Annotated in this window: 11 protein-coding genes; 6 read left to right on the plus strand and 5 right to left on the minus strand. The window is 67.8% G+C overall.

The window, feature by feature from the left end; all coding sequences use genetic code 11:
- Positions 1–16 precede the first annotated feature (16 nt).
- The 4 genes from ABY44_RS29670 to ABY44_RS29685 form a co-directional block, all read right to left on the minus strand.
- Positions 17–2,296 carry an FdhF/YdeP family oxidoreductase gene (locus ABY44_RS29670; RefSeq protein WP_060171997.1) on the minus strand — a complete coding sequence of 760 codons (2,280 nt, stop codon included), beginning with the start codon at positions 2,294–2,296 and terminating at the stop codon, positions 17–19.
- A gap of 124 nt (positions 2,297–2,420) precedes the next feature.
- The gene (locus tag ABY44_RS29675; protein ID WP_060171995.1) at positions 2,421–5,246 is read right to left on the minus strand and encodes an ATP-dependent Clp protease ATP-binding subunit; all 2,826 of its coding nucleotides are present in this window, start codon (positions 5,244–5,246) and stop codon (positions 2,421–2,423) included.
- Between the two features lie 628 nt (positions 5,247–5,874).
- Entirely contained in the window at positions 5,875–6,144 is a 270-nt protein-coding gene (locus tag ABY44_RS29680) for a hypothetical protein (protein WP_059485958.1), read from the minus strand.
- A 102-nt stretch (positions 6,145–6,246) separates the two neighbouring features.
- The gene (locus ABY44_RS29685) at positions 6,247–7,062 is read right to left on the minus strand and encodes a family 1 encapsulin nanocompartment shell protein (protein ID WP_021157952.1); all 816 of its coding nucleotides are present in this window, start codon (positions 7,060–7,062) and stop codon (positions 6,247–6,249) included.
- Positions 7,063–7,501: 439 nt separating this feature from the next.
- On the opposite strand from ABY44_RS29685, the gene ABY44_RS29690 reads away from it, so the two are divergent.
- Positions 7,502–7,891 (plus strand): GIY-YIG nuclease family protein, encoded by a 390-nt coding sequence (locus ABY44_RS29690; protein ID WP_021157953.1) that lies wholly within the window; start codon positions 7,502–7,504, stop codon positions 7,889–7,891.
- Positions 7,892–8,065: 174 nt separating this feature from the next.
- On the opposite strand, the gene ABY44_RS29695 is transcribed toward ABY44_RS29690, so the two are convergent.
- Positions 8,066–9,127: a Dyp-type peroxidase gene (locus tag ABY44_RS29695; RefSeq protein ID WP_060171993.1), complete on the minus strand. Its 1,062-nt coding sequence runs from the start codon at positions 9,125–9,127 to the stop codon at positions 8,066–8,068.
- A 368-nt stretch (positions 9,128–9,495) separates the two neighbouring features.
- On the opposite strand from ABY44_RS29695, the gene ABY44_RS29700 reads away from it, so the two are divergent.
- From ABY44_RS29700 to ABY44_RS29720, 5 genes are all read left to right on the plus strand, one after another.
- Entirely contained in the window at positions 9,496–9,888 is a 393-nt protein-coding gene (locus ABY44_RS29700) for a helix-turn-helix domain-containing protein (RefSeq protein ID WP_060171991.1), read from the plus strand.
- Positions 9,885–10,334: a phosphate-starvation-inducible protein PsiE gene (locus tag ABY44_RS29705; RefSeq protein ID WP_059682421.1), complete on the plus strand. Its 450-nt coding sequence runs from the start codon at positions 9,885–9,887 to the stop codon at positions 10,332–10,334. The genes ABY44_RS29700 and ABY44_RS29705 overlap by 4 nt, the downstream gene beginning before the upstream one ends.
- Positions 10,335–10,414: 80 nt before the next feature.
- Positions 10,415–10,870 (plus strand): DUF1269 domain-containing protein, encoded by a 456-nt coding sequence (locus ABY44_RS29710; RefSeq protein WP_059682419.1) that lies wholly within the window; start codon positions 10,415–10,417, stop codon positions 10,868–10,870.
- Between the two features lie 34 nt (positions 10,871–10,904).
- Positions 10,905–11,159 carry a hypothetical protein gene (locus ABY44_RS29715; protein ID WP_060171989.1) on the plus strand — a complete coding sequence of 85 codons (255 nt, stop codon included), beginning with the start codon at positions 10,905–10,907 and terminating at the stop codon, positions 11,157–11,159.
- A gap of 381 nt (positions 11,160–11,540) precedes the next feature.
- Positions 11,541–12,136 (plus strand): GntR family transcriptional regulator (locus ABY44_RS29720; RefSeq protein ID WP_431642946.1); only part of this gene is annotated, 596 nt, incomplete at its 3' end.

A 12,136-nucleotide genomic window follows, 5' to 3' on the forward strand; every position in this document is an offset into this window, starting at 1 on the left:
CCCGCCTGCCAGCGGATCAGACCACCGCCGAGCGCACGACGTGCACCGGCACCGACTTGTACGACGGCGTGCCGCTTTCCTTGTCGATGTAGTCGAGCGGCACGAGCACGTTCGCTTCCGGGTAGTACGCGCCGACCGAGCCCGGCGCGATGTCGTACTCGATCGCGGTGATCTTCTCGAGACGCAGCGTGCGGCCCGATGCGGTGATCGTCTCGATGTCGACCAGGTCGCCGTGTTCGAGCCCGTACTTCGCGAGGTCGGCCGGGTTCATGAACAGCACGTCGCGACGCCCGAACACGCCGCGATAACGGTCGTCGAGCCCGTAGATCGTCGTGTTGTACTGGTCGTGGCTGCGCAGCGTGATGAGCCGCAGCACCTGCTCGCCGCCGAGCACGTCGGCATCCTCCTTCACGCCCTTGTAGACCGAGAACATCGCCTTGCCGGTCGGCGTCGGCCACACGCGCTCGGTGGGCGGCAGCGGCAGCCGGAAGCCGCCCGGCGTGCGGATGCGTTTGTTGAACGCCTCGAAGCCGTCCACGGTGCGGTCGATCAGGTCGCGGATGCGGTCGTAGTCGGCGATCAGGTCGAGCCATGCGACCTTGCTGTTCGGCAGCGTCGCATGCGCAATCCCCGCGACGATCGCGGGCTCCGAGCGCAGCTGGTCGGACGCCGGCTTGAGCTTGCCGGCCGACGCGTGGACCATCGACATCGAATCCTCGACGGTGATCGACTGGCGGCCGGTGGCCTGCATGTCGAGTTCGGTGCGGCCGAGCACCGGCAGGATGAAGGTTTCCTTCGCGACCAGCAGGTGCGAGCGGTTCAGCTTCGTGCCGAGATGCACGCTCAGGTCGAGCTTCGCCATCGCCGGGAACGACTGTTCCGGATCGGGCAGCGCGACCGCGAAGTTGCCGCCGAGACACAGCAGCGCCTTCGCGGTGCCGTCGATCATGGCCTGCATCGCCTGCACCGCGTCGTGCCCGTGATGCGCGGGCGGCGTGAAGCCGCACACGTCCTCGATCTTCTTCAGGAACTCGGCCGACGGCTTCTCGGTGATGCCGACCGTGCGGTTGCCCTGCACGTTCGAATGGCCGCGCAGCGGGCACACGCCGGCGCCCGGCTTGCCGATGTTGCCGCGCATCAGCAGCAGGTCGGCGATCAGGCGCACGGTTGCGGTGCCCTTGTTGTGCTGCGTGACGCCCATCCCGTACGTGACGATCGTCGCGTTCGACTTCGCGTACGCGAGCGCGACCTGTTCGAGCTGCGCCTGGCTGAGGCCGCTCGCGCGCTCGATGTCGTCCCACGACGTGGCTTCGAGGTCGGCCGAGAACGCGTCGAAGCCGTTGGTGTGCTGCGCGATGAAATCGCGGTCGAGCACGTTGCCTTGCTCGGCTTCGAGCTTCAGCAGCGCCTTCATGATGCCCTTCAGCGCGGCCGCGTCGCCGCCGGCGTCGACCTGGTAGTACGTCGACGCGATCCGCGTCGAGCCGAACGACGCCATCTCGATCATGTCCTGCGGGTCCGCGAAGCGTTCGAGCGCGCGCTCGCGCAGCGGGTTGAACACGATGATCGGCACGTTGCGCCGCGAGCACTCGTGCAGCGTGCCCATCATCCGCGGGTGGTTCGTGCCGGGGTTGTGGCCGATCGAGATGATCAGCTCGCAGTGGTCGAAATCCTCCAGCGACACGGTGCCCTTGCCGATGCCGATCGACTGCGGCAGGCCGACGCTGGTCGGCTCGTGGCACATGTTCGAGCAGTCGGGGAAGTTGTTGGTGCCGAGCTCGCGCGCGAACAGCTGGTACAGGTACGCGGCTTCGTTCGATGCGCGGCCCGACGTGTAGAACTCGACCTGCTCCGGCGGCAGCGCGCGCAGCACTTCGCCGATGCGGGCGAACGCATCGTCCCATGCGATCTCGCGGAACGTGTCGGTCGCGCGATCGTAGACGAGCGGATGCGTGAGCCGGCCCATGTTCTCCAGTTCGTAGTCCGACATGCGCAGCAGCGACGACACGGTGTTCGCCGCGAAGAACTCGGGCGTCACGCGCTTGGTCGTCGCTTCCCACGTGACGGCCTTCGCGCCGTTCTCGCAGAACTGGAACGTCGACTTGTGTTCCTTGTCGGGCCACGCACAGCCGGGGCAGTCGAAGCCGTCGGGCTGGTTGGTCCGCATCAGCACGATCGGCGCCTCGATGGTCTCCATCTGGGTGCGCACCGCGTCGGCTGTCGCGCGAAGCGCGCCCCAACCGCCGGCGGGCCCGTCGTACTTCCTGATGCCTGGCACTTCGCGTCGATTTGTCATGGTGAATCTCCAATAGCCGGGCCCGGTGCGGGTGGCTCGGTTGCGCCGTGTCGCGGCGTGGGGCGGCTCCGTCCGGCGGACGGAGCCGGTCATGCGTGCCCCGGGTTGCAGGGCATGCGTTGTTTTAGTGTGCGTCCTTCTTCGCGCCGGACGACTTCTTGCCGGGTTTCGCCGCGGGCGGCGGGGCGTCGGCAGGCGTGTCGTCCGGCTTCGCGTCTGCTGCCGCCCTGGCGGCCCGGCCGTTGGGCTTGGCCTTGCCGTCGGCGTCCTTCGCTTCCTTCGCTTCAGGCGCGGCGAGCTTGTTGAACTTCACTTCGTCGCTGTCCTTGTCGTAGTCGACCTCGCACTTGTCGCCCGACTTCAGCCGGTCGGCGAGGATCTCCTTGGCGAGCCGCGTCTCGATGGTCTGGCGGATCTGGCGCTTCAGCTCGCGCGCGCCGAACTCCGGCTGGTAGCCGGCTTCGGTCAGGTGCTCGACGAGCGAATCGCCCATCACGAGCGTGATGTCCTGCGCGGCGGCCGTGCGGATCACGCGGTCGAGCTGGATCTGCACGATCGAGCGGATGTTCTCCTTCGACAGCGCGTGGAAGACGATCACCTCGTCGATGCGGTTCAGGAACTCGGGGCGGAAATGGCCCTTCAGCACCTGCATCAGTTCCTCGCGGATTGCCTTGTCGGTCTTGCGCGCGGCTTCCGGCTGCGTGAGGTTGTCCATGATGATCGCCGCGCCGAGGTTGCTCGTCGCGATGATGATCGTGTTGCTGAAGTCGACCACGCGGCCCTTGCCGTCGGTCAGGCGGCCGTCGTCGAACACCTGCAGCAGCACGTTGTACACATCCGGGTGCGCTTTCTCGATCTCGTCGAGCAGGATCACGCTGTACGGGCGGCGCCGCACGCGCTCGGTGAGCTGGCCGCCTTCGTCGTAGCCGACGTAGCCGGGCGGCGCGCCGATCAGCCGCGCGACCGCGTGCCGCTCCATGTACTCGGACATGTCGATGCGGATGATCGCCTGCTCGTCGCCGAACACGGTCTCGGCGAGCGCCTTCGCGAGCTCGGTCTTGCCGACGCCCGTCGGCCCGAGGAACAGGAATGTCGCGATCGGCCGGTGCGTCTGGCCGAGCCCCGCGCGCGACAGCCGCACGGCATCGCTGACGGCCACCACCGCGTCGCTCTGGCCGACCACGCGCTCGCGCAGCTGCTCTTCCATCTTCAGCAGCTTCTGGCGTTCTTCCTGCGTGAGTTCGGACACGGGGATGCCGGTCAGGCGCGACACAACCTCGGCCACGGATTCGACCGTCACCTCGAGCGTCTCGGAGCCCGTCTTGCGCTGCCACGCCTCCATCTTCTCGTCGACGGCCTTCTGCTTCGCGTTGATCTGCTCCTCGAACTGCTTCGCTTCGTCGAAGCGCTTGCGCGAGGTCGCGTAGTCCTGCTCGCGCTTCAGTTGCGCGATCTGCGCTTCGCCTTCCTGAATGTCGACCGGGCGCGACGTCGCGCCGATCCGCACGCGTGCGGCGGCCTGGTCGATCAGGTCGATCGCCTTGTCGGGGAGGAAGCGCGACGTGATGTAGCGGTCGGCGAATTCCGCGGCCGCGACGAATGCGTCGTCGGCGAACGTCACCTGGTGATGCGCCTCGAGGCTGTCGCGCAGCCCGCGCAGGATCACGATCGTCTGCTCGACGCTCGGCTCCGGCACGAACACCGGCTGGAAGCGCCGCTCGAGCGCGGCGTCCTTCTCGATGTACTTCTGGTATTCGTTGAGCGTCGTCGCGCCGATCAGGCTCAGCTCGCCGCGCGCGAGCGCGGGCTTCAGCACGTTCGCGATGTCGAGGCCGCCTTCGCCGCCGCCCTGGCCCGCGCCGACGATCGTATGCAGCTCGTCGATGAACAGGATCAGTTCGTCCTGCTTCGCCGTGACTTCGTCGATCAGCTGCTTCGCGCGCTCCTCGAATTCGCCGCGATACTTGGCGCCTGCCACCATCGAGTTGATGTTGACTTCGACGAGCCGCTTGTCGCGCAGCACCTCGGGCACGTCGCCGTTGACGATCCGCTGCGCGAGCCCTTCGACGATCGCCGTCTTGCCGACACCCGGCTCGCCGATCAGCACCGGGTTGTTCTTCTTGCGGCGCGCGAGCACCTCGATCGTGCTCTCGATTTCCTGCGCGCGGCCGAGCACCGGGTCGAGCTTGCCCTGGCGCGCGATCGCGGTGAGGTCGCGGCCGAACTTGTCGAGGTTCGGCGTGCCGGTCGGAGCATCGACGCGACCGTCCTCGGCACCCTTGCCGACCACCTTCACGACCTTCTGGCGCAACGCCTCGGGCGTCACGCCGTATTTCTTCAGCAGCGTGCCGGCGACGCTGTCCGGCACCGACGCGAGCCCGATCAGCAGGTGCTCGGGGCCGATGTACGAATGGCCGAGATCGCGCGACGCCTGGAACGCGTACTGCACGGCCTTCTTCACGCGCGGCGAGATCGACAGCTTGTCGAGCGGCGCATCGGGGTCGGCCGTGCCGGTGTGCGCGTGCTCGTCGATGTACGACCGGATGTCCTGCGGCGACAGCTTCAGTTCCTTCAGCAGCGCGGCGCACACGTCGGTGTCCGCGAGCGCGTAAAGCAGGTGTTCGGAATCGAGCTCGCTGCGGCGCAGCTCGTGCGCCTTCTCGGCCGCGCGCTGCAGCAGTTCCAGCGTCTGCTCGCTGAACGCGTCGGTCGGGTCGACCGATTCGCGCGGGACTTCGGCGGCGAGCGGCGATTCGTCACCGAGCCCGCCGAACAGCGACGACGAGCCGCCGCCCAGCAGCGAATCGAACGGGTTCAGCATGCTTTGATGCCGCATCAGCTGACGGAAGTGGTAGTCGCAGATCGAGATGGTCTTGCGCTCGCCGTCCTGCATCACGGTTGCGCGCGCGACGGCCGGCCGGGCGTGGCAGATATCGCAAAGTGCGGGCATGGTGGTCTGGCTCCTGTCGGTGAAAGTGGGTCGAAGGGTGAAGTCCCGATGCGGTGCGGCGCTTGCGCGGCCCGACCGCGAACGCATGACACGAAGCAGGGCGGCACGGCGGCGCGCGGGCCGTGCCCGGGCTGTCGCGCAGTGCGCGCCGGCGTCGTGCGCGGTCGCGGTCAGGACGGCAGGCGTGCGTGCCGGGAGGAGCCCACGGCATCGCTTCGACTGCGTTCAAAATAGCGAATCGGCGGAGGCCATCCAAGACACAGTTCCGCGCCGGCCCGGCTGCGAATTGCACCCTCGGATGCGGGCGCGCACGGGCGAAGAGGAGCACAGACGGGCGGATGCACGGCGGCGCGGGCGTGCGCGGCACGCGTAACGTGCGGTGACCGGAAAGCGGGGCGGGCGCCACGCGAACGGGGGGCGGTGCGACATGGGCGCGCAGGGCGCCGGTGGCAGGTGGATGGAGGGTGCCGCGGGTGGTCGGGCGCGACGGAAGCGCCGCACGGGGGACGTGCGGCGAGCGGCCGGATGCAACCAGGCGCGCACCGCGGACGATGCGTGCGTGGCGGCCGAAGGAGCAGGCGGGTTGCACGGTCCGGACCGGACAGGGCGCAACCGCGGCGTGCCGCGGTCAGTCCGGGAGGGTCATCGCGAGTCGTTGCCGGGCGATCTGCTTCACGTCCGTTGACAGTGCCGTATCCGGCAGGCCATTGGCCCAGACGGAGAACGAATCCTCGATCAGGTTGCGCGTGTCGGGCGGCAACTCGGCCAGGACCAGCGACAGGACGGTGAACAGCACGGCGGTGTCGCCGGCCTGGCGGCTCGCGTTCGCGTCGACCGCCTTCTTCAACTGGTCGACCGACGCCTGCAGCGCCTGTAATGCCTCATTCGACTCGCTCATCACACACTCCATGCAAAGTGGGTTCGATCGGCGACGAACATGCGGCCGGCGGTGCGGCCGGCCGCGCGCGACGCCCGGCGGGCATCGCGCGGACAGCCGAGGTCAGGCCGTTGGGTTGCCCTGCGGTGCGACGGCCACCGATGCTTCGCTCGTCAGCATCAGGAACGTGAACGTTTCGCGCAGGTACAGGCGGACGACCTTGTCGGTATGGCTCGTGTAGCCGATCGATACGTCTTCCCCGAGATGCAGCTCGTAATCGCCGCCGCGCGTGGACAGCACGCAGCCGCCGCTGATCGCCGGCGCCCAGATGATCTCGCCGCTGACGATCCGTTTGATATGGCCGAGGACCGGATAACCCTGGTCGCGCGCCTCGCTGAGCGCCGTGTACGCATCCGAGCCGAGCACCACCGAATACGGGCCGTCGACGCCGGCCAGGCGGAGCGCCTCGAGCGCGTCGCTGATCGCGTCGGGATACGCGCTGACGTCCGCCGGCAGCGTGAGCTTGCGGTTCGACGTGCCTTCGCGGATGCCGACGATGCCGGCGGCCCGGTAGCCGTCGAAGATCGCGTTGTCTTCGGCGAACGCGAGCCGCTGCGCGGCGTCCTTCGCCGGTTGCCAGTCGGCATCGCGCGCGCCGCGCTCGACGCTGTCGATCGCATCGCGGCTCAACTCGAACGGCACCGTCAGCTCGACGATCGTGCGGACTTCGCGCAGCCGCGCGTTCACGTGCTCGCGCGGCGCGTCGACGGCGACCAGGTGCCCGGTGCCGACGGCCGACAGCTCAGGGCCTTCGGGGCCGTCGACATCGACGACGCGGCGGCCGGCCACCGATCGTTTGAACGTGCGTGCCACTTCCTCCTCGATTTGTTCCCAGGCGGAAGACGAGATCGGGGCGAGTTCGCGGTGCAGGTTATTCATGGATTTGGATTGCCTCACGTCAGCGGAAACACTTGATGGCGGGCCGATCGGCTGACGGGCTGTGCGTGATGCCAGCCTGCCGATCGCGGACGAAAATGAATATTAGCAGGCTCGATCGACACCGCTGCAGCACAAATCGAAACGACACCGTGCGGTGGCGCAACTGTGATGCAATTCGTGCGGTGCGGGTGTGGGCGAACACGGAATGCCGCGACTGGATTGCCGCGATACCCGGGGCGTGCCGGCGGCACCGTCGCCCGGGCCGCGTTCGACGCTGTGCGGAATCAATTCCGGTCGACGTCCTGTCGCGAGTCGTGCATTCTTACGAACATTCATCCAGCCGGGTTTCTGCCAGCAGGGATTGGGCGGTCGTCGGAGCCGGGCCCGGATGAATCATAGATGCAGCCTATTGATGCTTCACAACAAGTGGAGGTCGTTCATGGCATTGCAACTCGTCTCGCCCGAAGACAAATACATGCTGAAGACGGGCGTCATCAATCACGAGGATGTCATCGGGCATTTGCGGCAGGTATTGAACGCGTTTGCCGCGAAGCCGGAGTACAGCAAGTTCTATATCGGCATCACCAGCGACCTGTACACCCGGCTGGCGAAACATCGCGCCACCAAGCCTGACTTCAAGCTGATGGCCCCGATCTATCTCGAAGCGCACAACCTGGTCGGGAACGCGTTCGACCGTCTGGAGCGCAAGGCCATCGAGACGTTCCGTACCGGCATCACGCACCCCCAATCCGGCGAACGGCTGCTGGCATGCAGCAACGGCCCGGGCGGGGCGTTGCCGAAGAACTGGCTCTATATTCTGGTGGGTTGAGTCGCGTGGGCGGCGTGCCGGGAATGCAAGCCTGCGCGCGTCACTGCCCATAAGCGGTGGCGCGGTGGGGGGCTGTTGCGCAGCGCTGCACGCGCGCTCCGGCCGACTGAGCCGCGGCGGCTCCGGACACGCCCGGCGCGCGGTCGCGCGCCGGACGGCCATCGGCACCCGGCGTTACGACGGGATGCCTTTCAGCGAGCCGATTTTCAGCGAACCGTCGCGATGCGGTGCGGACGGCGACGCTTCCGGCTGCGCGGCGTCGGCGGCCGGCGTCGCGCGATCGGCGAGCGCTTCGAGCAGGTCGGCGGACGGCACGAAGAACAGCGAGCCGGTGACCGCGCGGCTGTAGTCGAGCAGGCGGTCGTAGTTGCCGGGCGGCCGGCCGACGAACATGTTCTCGAGCATCTGCTCGATCGGCGCCGGCGAGCGTGCGTAGCCGATGAAATAGGTGCCGAATTCGCCCGCGCCCGGGCGCCCGAACGGCATGTTGTCGCGCAGGATCTTCACTTCCTGGCCGTTCTCGTCGAGCGTGGTCAGCGAGCTGTGCGAGCACGACGGCTTCACGTCCGGCGCGAGTTCGATGTCCGACAATTTGGTGCGGCCGATGATGCGCTCCTGCGTCTCGACCGCGAGCGCGTTCCAGCCGGCCATGTCGTGCAGGTACTTCTGCACGATCACGTAGCTGCCGCCCGCGAATTCCGCGTCTTCGTCGCCGATCACCGTGAAGTCGACCGCCTCGCGGCCTTCCGGGTTCTCGGTGCCGTCGACGAAGCCGATCATCGCGCGCTGGTCGAAATTGCGGAAGCCGTGCACCTCGTCGACCACCGTGACGGCATCGCCCAGCGCGCCGAGCAGCTGCGTCGCGAGTTCGAAGCACAGGTCCATCGCTTCCGCGCGGATGTGCAGCAGGATGTCGCCCGGCGTCGCGACCGCGACACGCTGCCCCGCGCCGAACTCGCGGAACGGATGCAGCGCGGCGGGGCGTGGGTCGCCGAACAGCGCGTCCCATGCGTCGGCGCCGAAGCCGCACACGCAGGTGAGGTTGCCGCCCGGCACGCGCTTGCCGACCGAGCGCACGAGCGCGGCGATGTCGCCGCACCATGAACGGATCGTGTCGGCGTGATCGGTGCCGGGATTGATCGTCGCCACGAGGAAGATCGCGCTGCGCGTGATCGGGCTGTGAACGGCCTGGGAGAGTGGGGGAGGTGTCTGCATCGTGAGCTGCCGGTCAGTCATGTCGGGACGGGCGGGCCGTGGCGCGCGAAGGCGAACGGTTGAACTGTGTCATGCGACTGTTCTCTTGGTGTCATGCGGATGAAGGACGTCGCGCGTGCCTCGCGCAACGGGCCGCGGCGGTGGCGGCCGGCCGCGCGGCGCGTGACCGGCCCGCACCGCGTAACGTCGTCGAGCAAGCAATCTAGCAGCTTCGGCGGGGCTTTGGAACCCGTATCGCCGAACTGTCATGCGAATGCGTCAAACAGGGCCGGTTTTCGGGCGGCGCGCGCGCAGCTGTACTCCTGGCGTGCGCGGCGCTGTGCTCTTGAGCGTGCGCGGCGCGTGCAGTAGATTAGGTTCCGCTGCGCCCGCCGACGAGGAGCGTCATCATGAACCTGCTGGAAGCGATGCGTGTGTATGTCGCGGTGGTCGAGCGTGGCGGCCTGTCCGGCGCGGCGTCCGAACTGCGGCTCGACGAAGCGCAGGTGAGCGAACGGATCGACTGCCTCGAACGGTATCTCGGCTGTCGCCTGCTGCTGTGCCGCGAGCACGACGACGTGGCCTGCTCCGATGCGGGCGTCGCGTTCCACGTGTGCTGCCGCCGGACGCTGTCCGCGGTCGAGCAGGCGATCGGCGCGGCCGGCCCGCACGCGCCGGCGGTGCCGGATGCGCCCGACGCGCCCGACGTGCCCGATAGCGGGGCCGTGCATGCTGCCGCGCGCGACGCGGCGTTCCCGCCACCCGGCGCCGTTCAAGTTTCCTCAACGCGACTGTCACCTTGAATACGACCACCGTTCCCAGCTCGCCGGCCGAGCGCATTCGCCGCCGCTTCGGCCATTTCCTTCACGCGGCCGAGCTGGCCGGGCTGATCGTGATCGGGCTCGCGACCGCGTTCGCGATGGCGCAGGAAGCGTGGAAGGTCGTGCTGGCGGGCGAGGTGTCGCTGACCGACCTGCTGCTGATGTTCCTGTACCTGGAAGTGCTCGCGATGGACGTGCGCTACCTGCGGCTCGGCCGGCTGCCCGTGCGGTTTCCGCTGTTCATTGCGATGACGTCGCTCGCGCGCGACCTGATCCTGCGCGGGGCGACCGACAGCCCCGAGCGGATGCTGATGACGACGTTCGGAATCGTGCTGCTCGCGGTGGGCGTGCTGATCCTGAGTTTCGGCCAGCATCGCTTTCCGGCGGATGTCGACGATGTCGAGGACGATGTGCATGCGCGCAGGTGAGGAGCGGGCGGCGTGCCGCATGCGGTGCGGCGGCTGTAACCGGCCAAACTGACTAACCAACCAACCGAGCGAGGTATCGAATGACCAGGCAACTGATCGTCGCCGTGTTCGGCAGCGTCGACACGGCCCGTCGGGCCGCGAGCGATTTCGGGGCGCTGTCGGACAAGCATGAGGGATTCCACATCGAGAACGGTGTCGTCGTCGAGAAGGACGCGACCGGCAAGCTCGCGGTGCTCGATGCCGAATCGCGTCCGTTCAAGGGCGGCGTGATCGGCGCGATCGCAGGCGGGTTGCTCGGGCTGCTCGCCGGGCCGCTCGGCGTGGTCACCGGCATGGCGGCCGGCGCGGGGGCCGGCATTCTCGCGGAAGCGGCCGGCAATGCGCTGCTCGACGGCACGTTCGTCGAGACGATTGCGGCGCGGCTCGTGCCCGGCAGCGTCGCGGTCATCCTCGAAGCGAAGGAGGACACGCCGTTCTCGGTCGACAACGTCGTGACGGGATTCGGCGGCAAGGTGTTCCGCCAGACGCTCGATTGAGACGCTTCCTTTCGGCCTGCTTCGGGAGAACCGCATGCGCATCGATCAATCGTACCGGCGCTTCGACATTGCGGCGACGTTGACGCCGCTGCACGGCAGCGGCAAGCGCGCGATCGCGACCGTCGACGTGACGACCGCCGATCCGGCCCGCGTCGCCGATCTCGGCACCGGGCAATTCCTGCAGATCCGCAAGTGGGTCGAGTCGAACGACGTCGCGTGGCTGACGGTGGTGTTCGACGAGTGCAAGGTCGCGATCGACCACTACGCGGACAACGTCGACGACGCTTGATCACACGCGAGGCCCGCGCATGACCGGGCTTCGCGTGATGGCCGCCCGCCGGCCGGCGGCAATACGCGAGCCCATGCTCCTGCATGGGGCCCGGTGAATGGCCCTGCGCCGGGCCGTGCCGTCGCGTTTGAATCTGTTCACCACGCCGGCCGGATTTGGCGTTTCCTCGCCAAACTGTCACTTACATTCGTCGAAATGACGCAGTAGGATGCCGAACCTTGTCTAGATGAGATTCGCGTTGCTATCCGCCTTCAATTTCGATAACGGACGAGGTTCGAACCGGGACCCCCGCGCCCGGGCACGGCTATCCGGCTTCGTGCACCGGCGCGGCCATGCCGCCCGTGCAGCGCAGGCCGGTTCATCGCTGGCGGGGCGAGGCGGATGAAGCTCTACGAGAAATTTGCAAACGACGTAGAGAGACTCATCCGGCAAGGCGTATATCGACACGGCGATCGTGTGCCGTCGGTGCGGCAGGCGAGCCAGCAGCACCGGATCAGCATCACGACCGTGCTGCACGCGTATCTGCTGCTGGAAAGCCGCGGGCTGCTCGAAAGCCGCCCGCAGTCCGGCTATTTCGTGAACCTGCGGCGCGACGACGGCCATGCGCCGGTGCGCGAGCTGCGGCCGTCGAAGCCGATCGCGATCTCGTCGTCGGTCGACGTGAGCCGGCTCGTGCTGTCGACGCTGCGCTCGATCGGCACCGACGACGCAGTGCCGCTCGGCTCGCCGTACCCGGATCCGAGCCTGTTCCCGTTCGAGAAGCTGAACCGCTATGCGTACGCGGCCGGCCGCGACAAGTCGCTGTGGGGCGTGACGGACGGATTGCCGCCCGGGCATCCGCGGCTGATCCGTCAGATCGCACGGCGCTACCTGGAAAACGGGATGTCGGTGGACCCGAACGAGATCATCGTGACGGTGGGCGCGACGGAGGCGATCAACCTGTGCCTGCAGGCGGTGGCGAAGCCGGGCGACACGAT

Source organism: Burkholderia sp. ZZQ-2 (genome assembly GCF_050768715.1).
Taxonomy (GTDB): Bacteria; Pseudomonadota; Gammaproteobacteria; order Burkholderiales; family Burkholderiaceae; genus Burkholderia; species Burkholderia cepacia.